Raw genomic sequence first — 23,166 nt, 5'->3', positions numbered from 1 at the left:
AGTTTGCCGGGGAATAGCTGGCGGTCGCGAGACTTCCGCGACCGCATGCGCCGGTTAATTACCGCCGCCTCGCACCACCCGCCGCTGCTTAACGGCTTCCGCCAATCCCTCCAACACCCTCACGCTCTCATCCCACCCAATACAGGCATCCGTAATGCTCTGCCCGTAGATCAATTCGCATCCTTCCTTCAAATCCTGCCGCCCAGCAACAAGATGCGATTCCACCATCACTCCGACAATCCGTTCATCGCCTGCGGCGAGTTGACGGCCGATGTCTTCGCACACGGGAATCTGATTCTCATGCTTCTTCGAGCTATTAGCGTGACTCGCATCGATCATCAACCGCGCCGCTAATCCAGCCTTCCCGATATCGCTACAAGCAGCATCGACACTCGCCGCATCGTAGTTCGGCGCTTTACCGCCACGCAGAATAATGTGGCAATCCTCATTCCCCGCTGTCGAAACAATCGCCGAATGCCCGCCCTTCGTCACCGACAGGAAATGGTGAGGCTGCGACGCCGCCTTGATTGCATCGACGGCAATCTTCACATTCCCATCCGTGCCATTCTTGAACCCGACCGGGCAGGACAAACCAGAAGCCAACTCGCGGTGAACTTGAGATTCGGTCGTCCGCGCCCCAATCGCCCCCCACGAAATGAGGTCAGCGATGTACTGCGGACTGATCATATCGAGGTATTCCGTTCCAGCCGGAAGCCCCATCTCATTGATATTCATCAGAAGCTCGCGAGCCTTCCGCAAACCATCGTTGATCTTGAAGCTGTTATCCATATACGGATCATTGATCAGCCCCTTCCAGCCGACCGTCGTTCGCGGCTTCTCGAAGTACACCCGCATCACGATTTCCAGCTCACCGGCAAAGCGCTTGCGCTGCTCGATCAACCGTCCCGCGTACTCCATCGCCGCCTTCGGATCATGAATCGAGCACGGCCCGACGATCACGATCAACCGGTCATCCATCCCATGAAGAATGCGATGCATCGACTGTCGCGCGTTGTAGATCAGCTCGGAAACAGGCTCGGCGCAAGGGAACTCGCGGATCAGGTGCGCGGGCGGGGTCAGCTCTTTGAGCTCACGGATGCGTACGTCATCGGTATTGTGCGGGGGCATTTCTGTTCTCCTACAGCGCGTGTGATTCGAACTAAAAAGGGCGAAAGGGCGAAAAAAAACCGCCAGACTCGCTGGCGGTTTTTCGGGAATTCGGTCTGTTCGACCTGTGTAAGACTTACCCCTCTCGATCCGCCAGCGGCTTGAGATGCCAAAAGAAATAAAAATAAAACTTGGCGGACATGATGGATCGGAAAGGAATCGAACGTCGGTCGAAAAAGTTGTGACTGCTTTTATAACCGCAAACCTGCGGCGCTGACAACCCTGCAGTGGTGAAAACGCGGATATTCCGCATCGGAGCGAGCAAACACGCCAGAAATGCGCCCCGACAATGCGGAATTCCCGCGCAACCTGCAAAACCTCAAACAGTACCACCCACCGTCATCTTCTCGATGCGCAAGGTCGGCTGACCGACGCCCACCGGCACGCTCTGACCTTCCTTGCCGCAGACGCCCACGCCGCTATCCAGCGACATGTCGTTGCCGATCATCGTCACGTACTTGAGCGATTCCGGACCGCTGCCGATCAGCGTCGCGCCCTTCACCGGATACGTGATCTTGCCGTTCTCGATCATGTACGCCTCGGACGCCGAGAACACGAACTTGCCGTTGGTGATATCGACCTGACCGCCGCCGAAATTCACCGCGTACAAGCCGTTCTTCACCGACGCCAGAATCTCCTGCGGGTCCTTGTCGCCGTTGAGCATGTACGTGTTGGTCATGCGCGGCATCGGCAGCGCGGCATACGACTCGCGGCGCGCATTGCCCGTTACGGGCATCTTCATCAGGCGCGCGTTCAGAGAATCCTGAATGTAGCCCTTGAGAATGCCGTCCTCGATCAGCGTCGTGCATTGCGTGGGGTTGCCTTCATCGTCGATATTGAGCGAGCCGCGACGATTCGGCAGCGTGCCGTCATCCACGACCGTGACGCCCTTCGCCGCCACCTGCTCGCCGATGCGTCCCGCGAACGCCGACGATCCCTTGCGGTTGAAATCGCCTTCCAGACCATGTCCGACCGCTTCGTGCAACAGCACGCCCGGCCAGCCCGGCCCGAGCACGACGGTCATCGCGCCAGCCGGAGCGGGGCGCGCTTCGAGGTTCACGAGAGCGGCATGCACGGCGTCATCGACGTACTTCTGCAGGATCGCATCGGTGAAATAGCCGTAGTCGAAACGTCCGCCGCCACCTCCCGTGCCGATTTCGCGTCGTCCGTTCTGCTCGGCGATCACCGTCACCGACACGCGCACGAGCGGGCGCACATCCGCCGCGAGCGCGCCATCACTGCGCGCGACGAGCACGACGTCGTATTCGCCGGCCATGCCGGCCATCACCTGCGTGATGCGCGGATCTTTCGCGCGCGCCATCTGCTCGACGCGCTCCAGGAGCTTCACCTTCGCGGTGGCCTCGAGCGAATGCAGCGGATCGGCGGCCAGATAAAGATCGCGGCCCGACACGCCGGTGAGCGAACTCGCCGGTTTCACGCGATGCTTGCCGCCGCCGGCCTTGGCGATCGCGCGCGTGGCGATCGCCGCCTGGCGGATCGACTCGGGCGAGAGGTCATCGGAGTAAGCGAACGCGGTGCGCTCGCCGGACACGGCGCGCACGCCCACGCCCTGATCGATGCTGAAGCTGCCCGATTTGACGATGCCTTCCTCGAGGCTCCACGCTTCGCTGCGCGTGGACTGGAAATAGAGGTCGGCGTAATCGACGCGATGTTCGAAGATCTCCGCGAGCGTGCGCGTGATCAGCCCTTCGTCGAGGCCATAGGGCGTGAGCAAAACGTCCTTCGCCGTGACCAGGTTGCGAATGCCGGGTTCGATGATGTTCATGCGGTGCCTATTGCGAGTTCTGTGACGTTCGATGATATTTCAGACGAATTGCAGCCTATTCTAAGGGCTGATTCTGTCAGGGTGATGTGCGGGGGGAAACCCGCGTCTTCAAGTTGCGCTTCAGCCGATCACGCGATGCCGGTACGCCGGCAGGCTCTGCCGCACGGCGGCGATGCGTTCGAGGTCGATGCCGCCGATCACGACGCCCGGTCCCTCGTCCTTTACATCGACGATTTCGCCCCACGGATCGATCAGCATGCTGTGACCCCAGGTGCGTCGCCCGTTCTCATGATTGCCGCCTTGCGCCGCGGCGAGCACATAGCACTGGTTCTCGACGGCGCGCGCCTTGAGCAGCGTCTCCCAGTGCGCGCGTCCGGTCGTGTAGGTGAACGCGGACGGCACGACCATCAGCGCGCAATCGCCTAGCTTTCGATACAGCTCCGGAAAGCGCAGGTCGTAGCACACCGACAAGCCGACGCGCCCGAACGGCGCATCGAAGGTTCGCACTTCGCTGCCCGGGCGGATGGTGCGCGCTTCGTCGAACTTGTCTTCGCCTTTCTCGAAATTGAACAGATGAATCTTGTCGTAGCGCGCGACCTGCTTGCCGGACGGATCGAACACGAGCGTCGTGTTCAGCACGCGATCCGCTTCCTCGGATTGCAGCGGCAGCGTCCCGCCGATGATCCATACGCGATGCTCGCGCGCCGCGTCCGCAAGAAATTGCTGGATGGGACCTTTGCCCGGCGTCTCGCGGATCGCGAGTTTGTCGGTGTCCTTCATGCCCATGTAGCAGAAATATTCGGGCAGGAGCATCAGTTGCGCTCCGTCGCGCGCAGCCTGCGCGATGAGTTGTCCGGCGTCGGACAGATTGCGGTCACGATCCGGCGTGCTGACCATTTGCAGCGCGGCGACCTGAAACGGCTTGCCCGTGTTTTCGCTCGATCTTTCGCTCATGTGTGAAGTGCGCTGATAAAAATGGGGACGAAAACGGCGTCGCCGACGCGCTCGGTAACGCCCGTTTTTCAGCGGGCAGCGGACGGAGCCACGGCGGCGGCGGGTGTTTCGATCTTACCCTGATCGCCACCCAGCCGCTGGACGACGGGTTTGCTCCACGAGCCGGTGATCGAATAGTCGAGTGCGAAGGCTTTCTGAATCGATGCGGACAATGCGAGATCGGCGGCGAGCGCGCCCAGGCCCAGCAGCGGATTGATGACGGCCGCGCCCAGCGCGACCGCGCCTGCGCCCACTGTGGGGATCACCTTGACGTGCAGGTCTTGCGTTTCCTTCGGCATGTCGACGATGCCCTGCATCTGCACCCGCGCGGGCGAGGTGACCATCAGGAAGTCGTCCGTACGGCTGATGCCATCGGTGATTTTGGCGTTGCCGGTGATCTTCTCGAACGGCAGACCCTGCCCGACGACATCCTCGAAGTGCAACGTGAGCAGGTTCGTGAGGCTGCGCAGGCTGAAGATGCCGAGCCACTTCGCCGCGCCCGGCGCGCGCAGAATCTGGCCGTGGCGCAGATCGACCGCGACGTTGCCGTCGAGCGTGTTCACATCGACGGTGGTCGGCCCGCCGTTCCACGCGGCGTGCCCCGCGATCGTGCCGCTGCCCGAATTGACCACGTGTGGCGCGCCGAAGCGGTCGACCAACTGGCCGCCGTTCTTCACGTCGAGCTTGAAATCGAGCGAGGTGCGGCGCGCGATGCCATCGTCGGTGTCGTAGGGCATCGCGTTGTTGTCGGGTTGGGCGGCCTTCACCACACCGCCCGGCAGCGTGCGCCACGTCGCGTTCGCGGTGAGCGTCGCGTCAGGGTTGGCGAGCTCGAACTTGTCGAGTGTCCAGATCGGTTCGTCGGCGATGACTTCGTTGCGTGCGTCGACTTCGAGACGCCCGAGGCTGTGTCCGCGAAACACCAGCTCGTTGACGATCAGATCGATGGTCGGCATGTTGCGCGGCGGCCGGCGGACCACCTTGCCGACCAGATCGTTTTCCGTCTTCTCCGGAATCACGACCTTCGCGAAACGCGCCTGCAACGCGCCGGGGCTGTCCTTCGTCGCGCCGGGCATCCACGAGACGTAACCCGACACCTGATTCGACGCGACATTCGCCTGCCACTTGCGATCGGCCTCGCTCGCCCCGATCACGACATTCTCCCAGCGCCGGTCGAGCAGCCGCAGCGTCGTGACATGGACGGCGGCGCGCGTCGGGATGAACTGTTTGACGTTCTCGCTCAGCGGCGGGCGCGGCGCGTTCACGGCGGCGGCATCGGCAGGGGGCGCGGACGCGCTGATTTCGGCGAAGACCTTGCGCCATGCGTCGGCATCGAATTCGTTCAGGTCGGCGACCGCGCTCACGCCTTCGGCCGGCAGATCGGCCGGCTTGTTCACGGCGATCGCGCCACGCGCGACCTTCAGTTGCGCGCGCATGTTCATCGGCTCGGCGGCGTTCTCCGGATCGATCTTCACCTGCGCGCGGCCGATCTGCTGAAACAGGTAATGCGCCTGCACGGGCCCGAACACCAGTTTCGCGTCGTGCAGATCCGACGCCTCGCCCGGCGCGGGTCCGAAGGTGAACGAGAGCGGCATCGGCGCTCCTTGCGCCTTGCCGAACGGCGCAGGCAGATCGATGCCGAGTCCCGTCAGATCGGAGTTCGCCTGCACGGTCGGCAGCGCGTTCCTCGCGCCGCGCACGTGCAGATCATAAGGCGCGGCGCCGTTGATGCGCTTCATGAATTCGGCGGCCTGCGGCGGGATGCGCTTGTTGAGCCGCCCGGCCGCGTCGGCGCCGATGCGGCCGTTCACGTCGATCGCATAGCTGCCGTCCGGCTGCACGCCGCCTTTCGCGCGCACATCGCCGCCGAGCAGTTGCGCGCTCAGGCCGTCGAGCGTGACGGTCTTCGCGGCAAAATCGGCGCGGCCGCGCAGATGCGTGAGCGGCGGCAGATTGCCGTACGCGATCTCGTTGTCGGCGAACGTGAGCGAACCCTTGTATTCGGTCTTGATGGGCGGCTGCGGCGCGGGCGGGCGATAGCGGGGAATCCCGAGCGTGAGCGCGAGCGCGGCGTCGCCTTTCGCGTCGAGCTTGCGTGTCGCGTGCTTGGCCATCACGCCGAGCGAGCTGTCGTCGACGTACTGGAGCATGTCGGCGAGCGGGCCACGCGCCTTGCCGTCGATCCACAGCTTCGTCTCGCGATTGCCCGTATCGTCGATCCGTCCGACGACCTTCGAGACCTTCACGCCGCGATAGTGCCCCCGGTCGATGTCGAAGCCGAGCTTGTTCTGCGCGAGCGTGAAGGTGCCGTCGATGCCTTCGAACGCAGGCCAGAAATTCGGCACGCCGTTGGCCATCTTGCGCGGCGGGAAGGGCGTCGGATCGAACTTGCCGCCCGTGAAGGGCGCATTGATGCGGAAGATGCCCGCATCGGGAAACTTCGCGTAAGGGAAGCGCGTGAGGTCGCCATGCACTTCGATGGTCCCGTTCTTCGCGGTGCCCGCCTGCAGCGCGTGACCGAGATAGACGCGCACGCGCTCGTTGAGGCTCGTCGGCAGATAGCGCACGAGGCTCGTCACCTTCAGGTGCGCGACCTTCGCCTTCAGATCGAGATTGCCGCGCCCGTGGCCCTGATTCCAGTAATCGGCGGTGACTTCGCCTTCGGCGTCGGCGTTCTGTACGTGCAGCGTCTCGAGATGGATCGTGAACGCGCGGCGCAGTTCGCCCGGCGCGATTGCATCCGCCACGTTCCAGCGCGCGTTGCCGCGCAGCGTATCGAAGGTGAGGCGCGGATCGTCGAACGCGCCGGGAATGGTCACCGCCACATTCTTCGTGTCGATGGTGATCCGGCCTTCCTTCTCGTTCGCGTCGATATTGCCCCACAGATTCTCGACGCCCGGAATGCCCGCGCGCGGATGGTTGTTGATGGTGAGTCCGGGCGGCGGCTCCTGCGCCTGCACGCTGATGCCCTGAAGCTCGCCCTTGAATGCGTAGTGCAGAAGCGGCGCATCGCCTTTCTCGCGCTGGCGCTTCGCTTCTTCCTCGGTCTTCGGCGGCGCGCGCTCGGTGTAGATGGTGTAGTCGGCGATCTGCCCGCGCGGATTGAAGCGCACCAGTTCGTTGAGCACGCGCGCGGGCACGGGCAGCGCGCGCAGGAATTCCGCGAGCACGCCCAGATCCACGCGATCGCCTTTCACGTTGAACATCTGGCCGTGGCCGACCGACGCGGGCCGGTAGACGCCCGTGAGCGTATGCGAGGCGAGCAGGCGCGAGACAGGCGTATTGTCGAGCGGCGGCTGGCCGAGCTCCGCCTGGAGATCGCGCAGGACGAGCGTCCAGGTGCCGTCCTTGTTTTCCACGTTCCAGTTCAGGCGCGCGATCGGCAGATCCAGACGCGGTTGCGCCGCGCCCACGCGCAGCGCGATCTCGCCGCCGCTCAGTTCGCCGGCCGCGCTTTGCAGATGTCCGCGCGCGAAATTCACCCAGATGCGGTTGTCGATGCGCCCGCCGTACATGGTGAACGGCAGCTTCACATAGCGCGCGAGCGTCGGCAGATCGACCGGTCCCGTCGATACATAGACCTGGCCGGTCCAGTTCGCGGGCGCGCCCATCGCGCTGAAGGGTTCGTGGCGGAAGTCGGCGCGCAGATCGAGCGGGCCGTGCAGCACTTCGCCGTCGGCGGGCGCCTTGAGCGCGGCGCGATGGCGCGTGCCGTCGTTGACGATCGCCAGATGCAGCCGCTTGAACGCGATCTCGGGCGCCGTGCGTTCGGCGTCACGCCAGCGCAGCGTGCCGTCGCGCAGAAGAATGTGGTCCTGCCCGAGCAGCCAGGTCGTGAACGCGTTGGAGCCGGTGCGATGCGTCGGAATCGGCACGCCCGCGACGCTCAACGCGCCGTCTGGACCGCGCGCGATGATCACGTCGGGACCGTCGACGGTGAGTTCCGCGAGCTTGGGCCGCAGATGAATCAGCGAGCCCCATGCGATGCTCGCGCTCGCGTGCGGCACCGCGAGTCCGGGCGAGCCATCGGCGGCGTCGATGCGCAGGTTGTCGATATCGAGCGTCGGCGTAAGCCCCGACCAGCGCGCCGAAATCCGTCCGATGTGCAGTTGCGCGTGAATCTGCGACGAGACCATCTGCTCGATGCGCGGCCTGAACGAATCGACCTGCGGCATCACGAGATAGCGCAGACCGACATACACGCCCGCCACCACGAAGTACGCGATGGCCGCGATCACCAGAACGATTTTGAAGACGCGCGACAGCACGCGCTCGGCGTTGCCGCTGGGCTTGGCTTGTCCAACTTCGGTCGGGTCGACGGATCGTCTGCTGTCGGACATGCTGCGGCTGTTGGGCGATATGGTAGTTTTGTGTGTTAGACGGTGAAATGTAACACGGCGTCTTATGGACGACGGCGCTGCTGCGCGCGTGCGCGGGGCGCGTCACCGGAAGCGAAGAACCAAGCAACGAGCGAGCCAAACATTAAATGACCGACGCGACTCTTCTCAGTTCCAACTATTCCAACTATGCGGCGCGCGCGTATGCGGCGCGTCCCGAACTGGCGTCGGATGTCGCGCAGTGGGCGCAATCGCGTGTGACGCGCGAATGGATCGAAGCGCGGCTCGACGAGCACTGCGCGCCCTGCGCCAAAAACGGCGTGCTCGATGAAGCCGCGCTCAAGACCGCGCTGCGCCGCTTGCGCACCGACGTGTTCTGCACGGTGATGGAGCGCGATCTGGCCGGCGCGGCCGACGTCGCCGAAGTCACCGGCGCGATGACGGATCTCGCCGAAGTCACCGTGCAGCGCGCGCTCGCGGTGCTTTCTGCGGATCTCGAAGTGCTGTTCGGCGAACCGCGTGGGCCGAACGGCGAGCGCCTCACGCTCGGCGTCGTCGGCATGGGCAAGCTCGGCGGGCGCGAGCTGAACGCGTCGTCGGACATCGATCTGATCTTCGTCTATGAAGACGATGGCGAAACCTCGGGCGGCACGCGCTCGCCGCTCACGACGCAGGAATTCTTCACACGGCTCGGCCGCCGCCTGATCGGCGCGCTCGCGGAGATCACGCAGGACGGCTACGTGTTTCGCGTCGACATGCGGCTGCGGCCCAACGGCGATTCCGGTCCGCTCGTGTGCAGCCTCGGCATGCTCGAGGAATATTTCTACGTGCAGGGCCGCGAATGGGAACGCTACGCCTGGATCAAGGGGCGGCTCGTGTCGGAGACGCACAGCGATTCGGCGAAGCGCCTCGTCAAGCAGCTCGAATCGATCGCGACGCCGTTCATCTACCGGCGCTATCTCGACTACGGCGTGATCGCCGCGATCCGTTCGCTGCATCAGCAGATTCGCCAGGAAGCGCGGCGGCGCGCGTCCATGCGTCCCGATAAAGCCGACGACATCAAGCTCGGGCGTGGCGGCATTCGCGAGATCGAATTCAGCGCGCAAGTCTTCCAGTTGATTCGCGGCGGACAGGCAGCGGATTTCCGCATTCGGCCGACGCTCGCGGTGCTCGATCGCGCGGCCGCGCACGGCCTGCTCGCGCCGAACGTGTGCGCGGCGTTATCCGACGCGTATCTGTTCCTGCGCACGGTCGAGCATCGCCTGCAATATCGCAACGACGCGCAGACGCACGCGATGCCCGTCGCCGACGACGAACGCGCGCTGCTCGCGCAGTCGCTCGGCTTCGCGGACTACGCGGCGCTGATGCAAAAGCTCGACGCGCATCGCGAGCTGGTCGAGCAGCAGTTCGACGCGATCTTCGCCGACAAGGTGAGCGGGGAGGGTGGCTGCGGCGTCGCGGACGATTCGGCGGCGTCGTGGATCTGGAGCAGCGCGCTCGCGGATGAATCCGCGCAGGAAGAGCTCGCCGCGCGACTCATGGAACTCGGCTTCGCGGACCCGGCGCCGGTGCTTGCGCGCCTGACGGGCGTGTGGAATTCGGCGCGTTATGCGGGCTTGCCGTCGCGGAGCCGCGAGCGCTTCGACATCGTCGCGCAGCGCGCGCTCGAAGCCGCGCGGTCCGTCGATGCCGCGCGTCGCGGCGACACCATCACGCGTCTGTTCGATCTGCTCGAAGCCGTCAGCAAGCGCGGCGCGTATCTCGCGCTGCTGACCGAATATCCGGCGGCGCTGGAGCGCGTCCTTTCCGTGCTGTCGGGGTCGCGCTGGGCGGCGGGCTACCTGATCCGCCATCCGCAACTGCTCGACGAATTGCTCGACGATGAAGCCATCGCAAGCCCGTTCGACTGGGCGGTGTTCAAACGCTCGCTGCTCGCGCGGCTCGACGCCGACGAGGACGCGGAACATCAGATGGATTTACTGCGGCACGCGCATCAGGCCGAAGTGTTCCGCATTCTGCTGATCGATCTGGCCGGACGTCTTTCCGTCGAGCACGTGAGCGACCGGCTGTCCGAACTCGCCGACGCCGTGCTCGACGTGACCGTGCGGACCGTCTGGAAGCAGTTTCCGAAGCGGCATCGCGAGACGCCGCGCTTTTCGGTCATCGCGTATGGGAAGCTGGGCGGGAAGGAACTGGGCTATGCCTCGGACCTCGATCTGATCTTCCTCTACGACGACCCCGACGATTCCGCCTCCGACATCTACGCGATGTTCACGCGCCGTCTCATCACCTGGCTCACGGCGGCCACGGGCGCGGGCACGCTGTTCGATGTCGATCTGCGGCTGAGGCCCAACGGCGAATCGGGCCTGCTCGTGACCGATCTCGCATCCTTCCGCCGCTATCAGATTCGCGAAGGCGACGCGGCGAACACGGCGTGGGTCTGGGAACATCAGGCGCTCTCTCGCGCGCGATACAGCGCGGGCGATGCCGAAATCGGCGCGCAGTTCGAGGCGATCCGCGCCGACGTGCTCGTGATGGAACGCGACGCGGCCACGCTCGGGCGCGAGATCGTGTCGATGCGCCAGCGCGTCGCCGACGGCCATCCGAATCACAGCGAGTTGTTCGATCTGAAGCACGATCGCGGCGGCATGGTCGATATCGAATTCATCGTGCAGTACTGGGTGCTGCTGCACGCGCGCGAACATCGGGAGTTTTTGCGCAACGCGGGCAATATCACGCTGCTCAAGATCGCGGCGCAGAGCGGTCTGATCGCGGAAGAAGAGGCCGATGCGATCGGCGCGGCGTACCGGCACTATCGCAAGCTGCAGCACACGCTGCGGCTCGACGGCATGGAGAAGGCGCGCGTCGATCCTTCGGCGGTTCAGACCGAGCGCGACGCGGTGACGGCGTTGTGGGAGCGGGTGTTCGCGGTGGCGGCCGACGCCTGACGCTCAGGCCGCCAGCATTTCCTTCGCGTGCTTGCGCGTGGTCGCGGTGATTTCCAGGCCGCCGAGCATGCGCGCGACTTCCTCTATGCGCTTCGACTTGTCGAGCGGCGTGACGGTGCTGACGGTGCCGCCGGTGTCGTCCGGAGACTTCGCGACCTGAAAGTGCTGATCGCCGCGCGCGGCCACTTGCGGCAAGTGCGTGACGCACAATACCTGACGATCGCGCCCGAGCTGATGCAACAGCCGCCCGACCACTTCCGCGACGCCGCCGCCGATGCCCGTGTCCACTTCGTCGAAGATCAGCGTGGGCGTGGGGCTTGCGGTGCTGGCGATCACGGCGAGCGCGAGACTGATACGCGCCAGTTCGCCACCCGAGGCGACTTTCGCGAGCGGCCTGAGCGCGACGCCCGCATGACCCGCGACGCGGAATTCGATCTGCTCCAGCCCGTTCGCGCCGCCTTCGGCGAGCGGCACGAGCGCGACTTCGAAGCTGCCGCCCGCCATCGACAATTCCTGCATACCTTCGGTGACGGCCTTCGACAGATTCTTCGCCGCCTTGGCCCGCGCCTTCGACAGCACTTTGGCCTGTTCGAGATACGCGTTCTTCGCCTTGTCCGCGACGGCGTTGAGCGCGTCGAGATCGGCGGCGGCGTCGAGTTCGGCGAGTTGCTTGCGGCGCGCGTCGTGTTCTTCGGGCAGCGTTTCCGGCTGAAGGCGGAACTTGCGCGCGGTCGAATGCAATTGCTCCATGCGCTTTTCGACCTGGGCGAGCCGGTCCGGGTCGAGTTCCAGCCGCTGCGCGTAGTGCGACAGCGAATACGACGCTTCCTGCAACTGGATCTCCGCCGGTTCGAGCGACGCGAGCACGTCGGTCAGCGCTGGGTCGATGTCGGCCAGGCTGCGCACCTTCGAGATGATCGCGCCGAGCTGCGAGATCATCGCTTCGTCGGATTCGGAGAGCGCCCCGAGCGCGCCCTGCACGCCGTCGATGAGACTCGCCGAATGCGACAGCCGATGATGCTCCGCGCTCACTTCTTCCCATTCGCCCGGCTGGGGTGCGAGCTTGTCGAACTCGCTCAGTTGCCAGGCAAGACGCTCGCGTTCCAGCTGCAATTCGCGATCGCGGCTTTGCGCGGTTTCGACTGCCTGCTGCGCTTCGCGCCACGTGCGCCACGCGCGGTTCACCGCGTTTGCCGTGTCGAGCAATTGCGCGTGCGTGTCGAAGAGCTCGCGCTGCGCGTCGGGCCGCATCAGCAACTGGTGAGCGTGCTGGCCGTGGATATCGACGAGCATTTCGCCCACTTCACGCAGTTGCCCGAGCGTCGCGGGCGTGCCGTTGATGAACGCGCGCGAGCGGCCGCCCGAATCGATCACCCGGCGCAGCATCACCGAATCGCTGTCCTGCGACAGCGCGTGCTCCTCCAGCCAGCGCGCGACTTGAGCATGCGTGTCGAATTCCGCCGTGATGTCGGCGCGCTGCTGGCCGGTGCGCACGACGCTGGCGTCGCCGCGGGCGCCGAGAGTTAGCGCGAGGGCGTCGATCAGAATGGATTTGCCTGCGCCGGTTTCACCCGAAAAAACCGTGAAGCCTGGGTCGAAATCGATATCCAGCGTGGCGACGATGACGAAGTCTCGAATGGACAGATGACGGAGCATGGACGCTTCGGGAAGGAATTCTGGCGAATATTCGTGCGGTTCAGAGCGCGGACGAGTCCTGCGACGGATGCTCGTTCCAGTGCAGCTTCTTGCGCAGCGTGGCGTACGAGCTGTAGCCGACCGGATGCAGCACCGGCACCGTGTGCTTGGAGCGCCGCACCTCGATGGCGTCGTTCAGCTCGACGGCGGTGAACGACTGCATGTCGAAGTTCACGTTCACGTCGCGCCCGCCGATGATCTGAATGGTGACCTTGGAATCGTCGGGCAGCACGATCGGACGGTTGGAAAGCGAATGCGGCGCGATCGGCACGAGCACGAAGCCGCCCAGTTGCGGATGCAGAATCGGCCCCGCGGAGGACAGCGCGTAGGCGGTCGAACCGGTCGGCGTTGCGACGATCAGACCGTCCGAGCGCTGGTTGTACATGAAGTGGCCGTCCACTGAGACGCGCAGTTCCGCCATCCCGGAGAAGCCGCTGCGGTTCACCACCACGTCGTTGAACGCGAGCGCGTGATAGATGGGTTTGTCGTCGCGCACGATGCGCGCTTCGAGCAGGCTGCGCTCCTCGCGCTCGAACTGGCCGGCGAGCATTTGCGGCACGATCTCGCGCATGGCCTTCAGCGGAATGTCGGTGATGAAGCCGAGCCGCCCGTGATTCACGCCGATCAGCGGCGTCTTGTACGGCGCGAGCTGCCGGCCGATGCCGAGCATGGTGCCGTCGCCGCCGAGCACGATCGCGACATCCGCGCGCGCGCCCATTTCGGCGATGGAAAGCGCCGGGAATTCCGTCACGCCGACATCCTTCGCGGTGCCCGCCTCGAAGACGACTTCGAAGCCCTGGCTGCCGAGGAGATCGGCGAGCGCTCTCAGCGGCGCCTCGATGCCTGGCGTGTTGGTGCGCCCTACGAGCGCGACGGTCTTGAATTGGCCAATTTCCATGCCGGCATTACACCATAGTCAGAGAGCGAAAAGAACCGTGGGCGATGACGCGCGGGAGCGCCGCGCCGGAGCCTCGCGACGCCGCACCAGCGCGCGCGTTGTTTCTCGCTAGAATGGAGCGGACGTTGAACGCAGCGCACGCGGCGCGGCTGGCCGCCATCCGACTCGTTGAGCTAAAATTTCCCCATGCTAGACCCACGTGCACAAACCCTCCTCAAAACGTTGATCGAGCGCTACATCGCCGAAGGTCAGCCGGTCGGTTCGCGCACGTTATCACGTCATTCCGGTCTCGAACTGAGCCCCGCGACGATCCGCAACGTCATGTCGGATCTCGAGGAGCTCGGGCTCGTCGCCAGTCCGCATACCTCTGCGGGCCGCATTCCCACGCCGCGCGGTTATCGGCTCTTCGTCGACACCATGCTGACTGTGGAAGCCCCGCAAGACGAAGCGATGACAACGGCGGTCAAGACCCGCCTGCAGGGCGAGGAGCCGCAGAAGATCGTCGCGGCGGCCGCGAGCGTGCTGTCCAGCCTGTCGTCGTTCGCGGGCGTCGTGCTCACGCCGCGCCGCAGCCACATGTTCCGGCAGATCGAATTCATGCGGCTTTCGGACAAGCGCATTCTGCTGATCATCGTGACGCCCGAAGGCGACGTGCAGAACCGCATGATGGCCACGCAGCGCGACTATTCGCCCGCCCAGCTCGTCGAGGCCTCCAATTACATCAACGCGCATTTCGCGGGCCTGTCTTTCGACGAGGTGCGCCGCCGTCTGCGCGAGGAAATCGACCAGTTGCGCGGCGACATGACCGCGCTCATGCAGGCGGCCGTGGTCGCGAGCACGGCCGAGACGGACCCCACCGACACCGTGCTGATTTCCGGCGAGCGCAATCTGCTCGAAGTAGCGGACCTTTCCTCCGACATGGCGCGCTTGCGCAAGCTTTTCGACCTGTTCGACCAAAAGACCTCCCTCCTGCAATTGCTGGATGTATCGAGTCACGCGCAAGGCGTGCAGATTTTCATCGGCGGCGAGTCGAACCTCGTGCCGATCGAGGAAATGAGCGTCGTGACGGCGCCGTACGAAGTCAATGGGAAGATCGTCGGCACGCTCGGTGTGATCGGTCCGACGCGCATGGCCTACAACCGCGTGATCCCGATTGTCGATATCACAGCGCGCCTGCTCTCGATGTCGCTCAGCCATCAATAGCGCTGCATTCAGGTCTATCTTGGCGCGCCGGACACGGCCGCGCCACTAGGCCATTCGGCCAATGATGCGTTTTCGAGGCCGCCGCTATAATGGTCCTCACCTTTTCGACGCCTTTTCTCAGCCCGCCCGTTCCTATGCGTTTCGACCTCGAGTTGCCGTCGCAGCCCAGCGCTTCGCATCGCGTCGCGGTGCTGCTGATCAATCTCGGCACGCCGGACGCGCCTACGCCGCGGGCCGTGCGCAAGTATCTGGCGCAGTTTCTGTCCGACCCGCGGGTCGTCGAGATTCCTTCGTTTGTCTGGCAAATCATCTTGCGCGGGCTGATTTTGCCGTTGCGCGGCCGCGCGTCGGCGAAGAAATATGCGCAGGTCTGGATGCCCGAAGGTTCGCCGCTGCGCGTGTTCACGGTGCGACAGGTCGAGGGCTTGCGGCGGCTGTTCGCGGCAAACGACTATCACGTGATCGTCGACTACGCGATGCGCTACGGCACGCCCGGCATTGGCGCGATGCTCAATCAACTGAAGCTCGAGGGCGCCGATCGCATCCTGCTGCTGCCCATGTATCCGCAATATTCGTCGTCCACCACAGCCACCGCGTTCGACGACGCTTTCACGGCGCTCAGGCGTGTGCGTAACCAGCCGGAAATCCGCACGATCCGTCACTACGCTGATCATCCGGCGTATATCGGCGCGCTCGCCGAGCAGGTGCGCGATTACTGGCGGCATCACGGTGCACCGGATTTCGCCGCCGGCGACAAGCTCGTGCTGAGTTTTCACGGCGTGCCGAAGCGCACCATGGACCTGGGCGACCCGTATCACGACCAGTGCCAGCTGACCGGCTCGCTGCTGACCGCCGCGCTCGGCCTTACGCCGGTGGAGTGCCGCGTGACCTTCCAGTCGCGTTTCGGTAAAGCCGAGTGGCTTCAGCCGTACACCGCACCGACCCTCGCGGAGCTAGGTGCGGGAGGCGTCGGGCGCGTGGACGTGTTTTGTCCCGGTTTCACGGCGGATTGTCTCGAGACGATCGAGGAAATCGGCATCGAGGTGCGCGACGAATTTCTGAAGGCGGGCGGCAGGCATTTCCACCGGATTCCCTGCCTGAACGCGTCGCCGGCGTGGATCAAGGCGCTTGGCGAGATTGCGGCGCAGCATCTGCAGGGCTGGCCTGTGCAGACCGTCCAGCCGCTCACGGCGGTGGCGTGAGCCCGGCTTCAACCAGCATTGACCCATGAACTACAAGATTTCGACGGAACCCGGCGCGCGTTTGCGCATCGATAAATGGCTGTGGGCAGCGCGTTTCTTCAAGACGCGTTCGCTCGCGAGCGACGCGGTGGAAAAGGGTCGCGTGAAGATCGGCGGCGCAAATGTGAAGCCGTCGAAGGACGTTCGTGTGGGCGATATCGTCGAGATCGATATCGAGCGGCTCGTGTGGCAGGTGGAAGTGCTGGGTATTTGCGACGTGCGCGGCCCGGCGAGCGTCGCGCAGACGCTCTATGCCGAAACCGAGGAAGGGCGCGGGAAGCGCCTGGCCGAAGCCGAGCGCCGCAAGAACTTCCGTGAACCTGCTGCCGGCTTGCAGGGCAGGCCGACGAAGCGGGACCGGCGCGTCATCGACAAATTTGCTGGTTCGGATTAAAGAACTGTTCCATGGTCGCGTGTACGCCCCCGTACTCGGTGTTACGGTCGGTCACGGCGCCGGACATGCAGATTGTGGTCGTTCCCGCGACGAGTACCAGGGCGACCACCGCGATAGCAAAGGTCAGTTTCATGGTACCCCCGGAGAACGGGTTTGCCCGGTCGGGAAGTGGCCGGGTCAGGAAACGGGCATGCGCTGTAAGCGGATTGAAGCATTCGTAGGATTAGGGTAAACGTGCGTCCTGCGATGCTTGAACGAAGTTTAGGCGAGTCAGGGCTTTCCCTCAATCTGAATCTGCAGGGCGGCGCGAGGTGTGTGTTACCGGCTGTTTCGCGTACGCGCAAGCCACTGAATAAAGTCCGAAAAATTCGTCCCGAAGGCTTGAAAATGCCTTCGACGCCCCAATTTCCGCCGCTAGTGCGAAAAACGCGATCGAAAGGTCGCTTTCGCATCCGATTCAACTTTCAGCATTGCACATTCAGCGACATGGAAAACACGCAAGAGAATTCAGCGAGCCAGAACCCGACGCCCGCCGACGAAAACGCGCGCCAGGCCGCCGACCCGACCAACGCGGCGGCTCAGCCGGCTCAGGCCGCACAGGCGGAAGCCGCCGCGGCGGCTCAGCCCGCATCGAACGGAAGCGAAGCCGCGCTCGCCGAGGCACAGGCGACCATTGCGGCGCTCAAGGAAGATTTCCTGCGCGCCAAGGCTGAGACGGAGAATGTCCGTCGCCGCGGCCAGGAAGACGTCGCGAAAGCGCACAAATTCGCCATCGAAAACTTCGCGGAAAACCTGCTGCCGGTGCTCGACAGCCTGGAAGCGGCGCTCGCCGACCAGTCGACGGATGTCGCCAAGGTGCGCGAGGGCGTCGAACTGACGCTGCGCCAGTTGAGCGGCGCGCTGGAGAAGGGCCGTGTGGTCGCGGTCAATCCGATTGGCGAGAAATTCGATCCGCATCGTCATCAGGCCATTTCGATGGTGCCCGCCGAGCAGGATCCGAACACCGTTGTCTCCGTGCTGCAAAAGGGTTACATCATCTCCGACCGCGTATTGCGCCCGGCGCTCGTCACGGTCGCCGCGCCGAAGTAAGCGCACCACGACAAGACGCCGCCGGACGACCGGACGCGCTTCGGGCCTGGCCAACCGGCGTGAAAAAAGTTATAGACCGCATTGTGTTCAGGGTCTTGAAATCGAAATCGGCGCACTTATCTTGCGTACAGGTATGAATTTTGGGCATTCGGCCCGGTAAGCCGGCAGAAAGCCGGCGTATGGCAAGCCGCAACGCCACCGCGATCAAAGTTAGGAGAGTGATAAAAAATGGGCAAAATTATCGGCATCGACCTCGGCACCACGAACTCGTGCGTGGCGCTGATGGAAGGCAATCAGGTCAAGGTCATCGAGAACTCGGAAGGCGCGCGCACCACGCCGTCGATCATCGCTTACATGGATGACAACGAGATCCTCGTCGGCGCGCCCGCGAAGCGTCAGTCGGTCACCAACCCGCGCAACACGCTGTACGCGGTCAAGCGCCTGATCGGCCGTCGATTCGACGAGAAGGAAGTGCAGAAGGACATCGGCCTGATGCCGTACAAGATCGTCAAGCACGACAACGGCGATGCATGGGTCGAGGCGCATGGCTCGAAGCTCGCGCCGTCGCAGGTTTCCGCGGAAGTCCTGCGCAAGATGAAGAAGACCGCTGAAGACTACCTCGGCGAGCCGGTGACGGAAGCCGTCATCACGGTTCCGGCGTACTTCAACGACAGCCAGCGTCAGGCCACCAAGGACGCAGGCCGCATCGCCGGTCTGGAAGTCAAGCGCATCATCAACGAGCCGACGGCGGCAGCGCTCGCGTTCGGTCTCGACAAGGCCGAAAAGGGCGACCGCAAGATTGCCGTGTTCGACCTGGGCGGCGGCACGTTCGACATTTCGATCATCGAAATCGCGGACGTGGACGGCGAGATGCAGTTCGAAGTGCTCTCCACGAACGGCGACACGTTCCTGGGCGGTGAAGACTTCGACCAGCGCATCATCGATTACATCATCGGCGAGTTCAAGAAGGAGCAGGGCGTCGACCTGTCGAAGGACGTGCTCGCGCTGCAACGCCTGAAGGAAGCCGCTGAAAAGGCGAAGATCGAACTGTCGTCCACGCAGCAGACCGACATCAACCTGCCGTACATCACGGCAGATGCCTCCGGTCCGAAGCACCTGAACTTGAAGTTCACCCGTGCGAAGCTGGAAGCGCTGGTCGAAGAGCTGATCGAGCGCACGATCGAACCGTGCCGCACCGCGATCAAGGACGCAGGCGTGAAGGTCGGCGAAATCGACGACGTGATTCTCGTCGGCGGCATGACGCGTATGCCGAAGGTGCAGGAAAAGGTGAAGGAGTTCTTCGGCAAGGATCCGCGTCGTGACGTGAACCCGGACGAAGCCGTGGCCGTGGGCGCCGCGATTCAGGGTCAGGTTCTGTCGGGCGACCGCAAGGACGTTCTGCTGCTCGACGTGACGCCTCTGTCGCTCGGCATCGAAACGCTCGGCGGCGTGATGACGAAGATGATCAACAAGAACACCACGATCCCGACGAAGCACTCGCAGGTGTACTCGACGGCCGACGACAACCAGGGCGCCGTGACGATCAAGGTGTTCCAGGGCGAGCGTGAAATGGCCGCGGGCAACAAGCTGCTCGGCGAGTTCAACCTCGAAGGCATTCCGCCGGCGCCGCGCGGCACGCCGCAGATCGAAGTGACTTTCGACATCGACGCGAACGGCATTCTGCACGTGGGCGCGAAGGACAAGGCGACGGGCAAGGAAAACAAGATCACCATCAAGGCGAACTCGGGTCTGACCGACGCGGAAATCGACAAGATGGTGAAGGACGCCGAAGCCAACGCCGAGGAAGATCACAAGCTGCGCGAGCTGGCCGACACGCGTAACCAGGGCGACGCACTGGTCCACAGCACGAAGAAGGCGGTCGCGGAGTATGGCGACAAGGTGGACGCGGCCGAGAAGGAAAAGATCGAAGCGGCATTGAAGGACCTCGAAGACGCGCTGAAGGACAACGCGTCGGACAAGGCCACGCTCGAAGCGAAGGTCGAAGCGCTGGCGCAAGCCTCGCAGAAGCTCGGCGAAAAGATGTACGCCGACATGCAGGCGCAGCAGGGCGCGGCCGGCGCGGCTGCGGGTGCGGCAGGCGCGGGTGCATCGGCTGATGCGGGCGCGAGCCAGCATCACGACGACGTCGTCGACGCCGACTTCAAGGAAGTGAAGAAGGACTAAGCCGTTTGAGGCGCGTGAGTGGCGACATTCACGCGCCTTTTCGGTGGTATCACCGGGACGCGGGACGCGTCTGACGTGGAACGCGCCTGGCGAGCTTTTTGGCTCTCCGGGCACGTTGTTTTTAGAGGCGCGTCGCTTCGGGCGGGGCGCGAAAGGTTTACGCGCGGGTTGCAGCACGCAATCCGCAGCATCTGAGAGGAACCGTCGCGGGTCAAGCGCGGCGGCATCGAACCGACATGGCGAAACGGGATTACTACGACGTTCTGGGCGTCGCGAAAAACGCGAGCGACGACGAGATCAAGAAGGCGTATCGCAAGCTCGCGATGAAGTATCACCCCGACCGCAATCCGGACAACAAGAAGGCGGAAGAGAATTTCAAGGAGGCGAAGGAGGCCTATGAAATGCTCTCCGACCAGCAGAAGCGGGCGGCCTACGATCAGTACGGCCATGCGGGCGTCGATCCGAACATGGCGGGCGCGGGCGCGCAAGGCTTCGGTGGATTCGCCGATGCTTTCGGCGATATTTTCGGCGACATCTTCGGACAGGCGGCCGGCGGCGGCGGACGCGGCGGGCGTGCGGGTCCGCAGGTCTATCGCGGCGCGGACCTGCGCTACAGCATGGAAATCACGCTGGAGCAGGCGGCGCACGGCTATGACACGCAGATTCGCGTGCCGAGCTGGGTCAACTGTAATGTCTGCCACGGCTCGGGCGCGAAACCCGGCACGAAGCCCGAAACCTGCCCGACCTGTCATGGTCAGGGCCAGGTGCGCATGTCGCAGGGTTTCTTCAGCATCCAGCAGACGTGCCCGAAGTGTCACGGCAGCGGCTCCTACATTCCCGATCCGTGCGCGACCTGCCACGGCGCAGGCAAGGTGAAGGAAACCAAGACGCTGGAAGTGAAGATTCCGGCGGGCATCGACGACGGCATGCGTATCCGTTCGGCGGGCAACGGCGAGCCGGGCATCAACGGCGGCCCGAGCGGCGACCTGTATGTGGAGATCCACATCAAGCAGCACTCGGTGTTCGAGCGCGACGGCGACGACCTGCATTGCCAGATGCCGATTCCGTTCACCACGGCGGCGCTGGGCGGCGAGATCGAAGTGCCTACGCTCGCGGGCCGTGCGAGCTTCACCGTGCCGGAAGGCACACAGTCGGGCAAGACGTTCCGGCTGCGCGGCAAGGGCATCAAGGGCTTGCGTTCGAGCATTGCTGGCGACCTCTACGTGCATGTGCAGGTGGAAACGCCGGTCAAGCTCACCGAGCAGCAGCGCGATCTGCTCAAGCAGTTCGAGAAGTCGCTGGAGCAGGGCGGCGCGCGGCATAGTCCGCAAAGCAAGAGCTGGTTCGACCGCGTGAAGAGCTTCTTCGACTGATGCGGTCGATGGTGTTTTACGTCGTGCGAGCATGACGATGAAAGTGCAAGAGCGCGGCGCGGTATACGCGCTGCTCGACGATTGCGACGCGACCGCCGAAAGGCGGTCGAGTCGTTTGTACACGGACTTCGCGCACGAACGAGTGTGCGTGGACCCTCGTGCGCTCGACGAAGTCTGCGCAGATATCGAACGTGATCTGCAAGAAGGCCTGCACGCGGTCGTCGTCGCGGATTACGAGTTCGGGCGCAATTTGCAGTTCGCGCATATCGGCCGAGGCGAAGATCACGCGCTGCGAGTGCTGATGTTCCGCGATTGCGCGCATCTGTCGTGCGACGAAGTGGATGCCTGGCTTGCGTCGAAAGATTCCCTGAGCGATGTGGCCGGCGTGGCGGGCATGAGTTCGAGCGTCACGCGCGATGAATTCGATCAGGCCATCGCCGCCGTGCAGGACGCCTTGCGCGAAGGCGAGTCGTATCAGATCAACTACACGTATCGGCTGGACTTCGATGTCTTCGGCGCGCCCCTCGCGCTCTACCGCCGTCTGCGCGAGCGCCAGGCCGTGAAGTACGGCGCGTTCATCGCGTTGCCGGATGGCCGCTCGGTCGTGTCGTGCTCGCCGGAGCTGTTCATCGAAAAGCGAGGCGATCTGCTGCGCGCCCGGCCGATGAAAGGCACCGCGCCGCGCGACGCCGATCCCGAAACGCTGCGGCTCGACCCGAAGAATCGCGCCGAGAACGTGATGATCGTCGACCTGTTGCGCAACGACATGTCGCGCGTCGCGGTCACGGACTCGGTGAACGTGCCGGCGCTGTTTTCCGTCGAGCCTTATGCGTCGGTGTGGCAGATGACGTCCACCATCGAGGCGCGCGTGATTCCCGGCACGTCGTTCGCCGGCATCGTGCGCGCGCTTTTTCCGTGCGGCTCGATCACCGGCGCGCCGAAGTACCGCACGATGCAGTTGATCGATGAAATCGAGAGCACGCCGCGCGGCCTGTATACCGGCGCGATCGGCTGGCTCGACGCGGACGGCGACCTCTGTCTGTCGGTCGCGATTCGCACGCTCGTCGTCGATGCGGCGCAAAAGCGCGGCGAACTCGGCATCGGCGCGGGCATCGTGCTCGACAGCGTCGCCGCCGACGAATATCAAGAGTGTCTGTTGAAAGCGCGCTTTCTCACAGGCGCCGATCCGGGCTTCGAACTCTTCGAGACGACTTACGCCACGCGCGACGAAGGCGTGCGGCATTACGCGCGTCACGTGGCGCGCCTGCAGTCGAGCGCCGCATATCTCGGTTTCGCGTTCGATCAACACGCGCTCGATGCGCAAGTCGCGCAGCATTGCGCGGGACTCGACGCGGGGAAGCCGTATCGTCTGCGCGTCGCGCTGGACAAGAGCGGGCGCATCGCGATCACCGGTGCGCCGCTCGCGCCGTTGGCGTCGGATACGGTGAATGTGTTGCTCGCATCGGATCGCGGTTTTGCCCCGCAGTCGTCCGGCGACCCATTGCTCAGGCACAAAACGACGCGCCGCGCCGACTACGATCGCGCGTGGAAAGCCGCCGAAGTGGAAGGCGCGTTCGACATGCTGTTTGTCAACGAGCGCGGCGAACTCACCGAGGGCGGCCGCTCGAGCGTCTTCGTGCAACTCGACGGCAAGTGGTTCACGCCGCCCATCGACGCCGGCGTTCTGCCGGGCGTGATGCGCGCCGTGCTCAAGGAAGAACTCGGCGCCGTTGAACGCGTGCTGACGATCGACGACTTGCAGGCAGCCGAAGCCGTGCTCATCAGCAACGCGCTGCGCGGCGCGCTCAAAGCGAATCTGAAACGCTGACCGCGCAGTCCCACGCGCGGTCAGCCGAGG

13 protein-coding genes and 1 pseudogene are annotated in these 23,166 nt (G+C 64.2%); 8 read left to right on the top strand and 6 right to left on the bottom strand.

What is annotated here, in order from left to right; translation table 11 throughout:
* Positions 1 to 54 precede the first annotated feature (54 nt).
* The 4 genes from aroG to AWB79_RS00590 all read right to left on the bottom strand — a co-directional run bounded on the left by aroG (position 55) and on the right by AWB79_RS00590 (position 8,286).
* Entirely contained in the window at positions 55 to 1,128 is a 1,074-nt protein-coding gene (gene aroG / locus AWB79_RS00605) for a 3-deoxy-7-phosphoheptulonate synthase AroG (protein WP_061165444.1), read from the bottom strand.
* A gap of 358 nt (positions 1,129 to 1,486) precedes the next feature.
* Positions 1,487 to 2,953 carry a metalloprotease TldD gene (tldD, locus tag AWB79_RS00600; protein WP_061165443.1) on the bottom strand — a complete coding sequence of 489 codons (1,467 nt, stop codon included), beginning with the start codon at positions 2,951 to 2,953 and terminating at the stop codon, positions 1,487 to 1,489.
* Between the two features lie 120 nt (positions 2,954 to 3,073).
* Positions 3,074 to 3,907 carry a carbon-nitrogen hydrolase family protein gene (locus AWB79_RS00595; protein WP_061165442.1) on the bottom strand — a complete coding sequence of 278 codons (834 nt, stop codon included), beginning with the start codon at positions 3,905 to 3,907 and terminating at the stop codon, positions 3,074 to 3,076.
* A gap of 68 nt (positions 3,908 to 3,975) precedes the next feature.
* Complete coding sequence (locus AWB79_RS00590; protein WP_061165441.1) at positions 3,976 to 8,286, bottom strand: YhdP family phospholipid transporter; 4,311 nt, start codon at positions 8,284 to 8,286, stop codon at positions 3,976 to 3,978.
* Between the two features lie 146 nt (positions 8,287 to 8,432).
* Here AWB79_RS00590 and glnE point away from each other — a divergent pair, with 146 nt between their 5' ends.
* Positions 8,433 to 11,231 carry a bifunctional [glutamate--ammonia ligase]-adenylyl-L-tyrosine phosphorylase/[glutamate--ammonia-ligase] adenylyltransferase gene (gene glnE, locus AWB79_RS00585; protein ID WP_061165440.1) on the top strand — a complete coding sequence of 933 codons (2,799 nt, stop codon included), beginning with the start codon at positions 8,433 to 8,435 and terminating at the stop codon, positions 11,229 to 11,231.
* A gap of 3 nt (positions 11,232 to 11,234) precedes the next feature.
* Here the strand turns inward: glnE and recN are convergent, their stop codons facing one another.
* Both recN and AWB79_RS00575 read right to left on the bottom strand, forming a co-directional pair.
* Positions 11,235 to 12,887, bottom strand: a complete 1,653-nt coding sequence (gene recN, locus AWB79_RS00580) for a DNA repair protein RecN (RefSeq protein ID WP_061165439.1) — start codon at positions 12,885 to 12,887, stop codon at positions 11,235 to 11,237.
* A 40-nt stretch (positions 12,888 to 12,927) separates the two neighbouring features.
* Positions 12,928 to 13,914, bottom strand: a pseudogene (locus tag AWB79_RS00575) (NAD kinase).
* A gap of 96 nt (positions 13,915 to 14,010) precedes the next feature.
* On the opposite strand from AWB79_RS00575, the gene hrcA reads away from it, so the two are divergent.
* The 7 genes from hrcA to pabB all read left to right on the top strand — a co-directional run bounded on the left by hrcA (position 14,011) and on the right by pabB (position 23,136).
* The gene (gene hrcA / locus AWB79_RS00570) at positions 14,011 to 15,027 is read left to right on the top strand and encodes a heat-inducible transcriptional repressor HrcA (protein WP_061165437.1); all 1,017 of its coding nucleotides are present in this window, start codon (positions 14,011 to 14,013) and stop codon (positions 15,025 to 15,027) included.
* A 134-nt stretch (positions 15,028 to 15,161) separates the two neighbouring features.
* Positions 15,162 to 16,229, top strand: a complete 1,068-nt coding sequence (gene hemH, locus AWB79_RS00565; protein ID WP_061165436.1) for a ferrochelatase — start codon at positions 15,162 to 15,164, stop codon at positions 16,227 to 16,229.
* A gap of 25 nt (positions 16,230 to 16,254) precedes the next feature.
* Positions 16,255 to 16,662: an Hsp15 family ribosome-associated heat shock protein gene (locus AWB79_RS00560; RefSeq protein ID WP_061165435.1), complete on the top strand. Its 408-nt coding sequence runs from the start codon at positions 16,255 to 16,257 to the stop codon at positions 16,660 to 16,662.
* A 486-nt stretch (positions 16,663 to 17,148) separates the two neighbouring features.
* Positions 17,149 to 17,751, top strand: coding sequence for a nucleotide exchange factor GrpE (grpE, locus tag AWB79_RS00555; RefSeq protein WP_061165434.1), 603 nt, complete (start codon positions 17,149 to 17,151; stop codon positions 17,749 to 17,751).
* Between the two features lie 228 nt (positions 17,752 to 17,979).
* A complete protein-coding gene (gene dnaK, locus AWB79_RS00550; RefSeq protein WP_061165433.1) occupies positions 17,980 to 19,935 on the top strand; it encodes a molecular chaperone DnaK in 1,956 nt (651 codons plus the stop codon).
* Between the two features lie 236 nt (positions 19,936 to 20,171).
* On the top strand, positions 20,172 to 21,308 hold the full coding sequence (gene dnaJ / locus AWB79_RS00545; RefSeq protein ID WP_061165432.1) for a molecular chaperone DnaJ: 1,137 nt from the start codon (positions 20,172 to 20,174) through the stop codon (positions 21,306 to 21,308).
* A gap of 37 nt (positions 21,309 to 21,345) precedes the next feature.
* On the top strand, positions 21,346 to 23,136 hold the full coding sequence (gene pabB / locus AWB79_RS00540; RefSeq protein WP_374728513.1) for an aminodeoxychorismate synthase component I: 1,791 nt from the start codon (positions 21,346 to 21,348) through the stop codon (positions 23,134 to 23,136).
* Positions 23,137 to 23,166: the final 30 nt, after the last annotated feature.

This window comes from Caballeronia hypogeia (genome assembly GCF_001544875.2).
Lineage (GTDB): Bacteria > Pseudomonadota > Gammaproteobacteria > Burkholderiales > Burkholderiaceae > Caballeronia > Caballeronia hypogeia.
The sequence above is the reverse complement of the archived record's forward strand: the minus strand, read 5'-3'. Positions and strand labels throughout refer to the sequence as shown.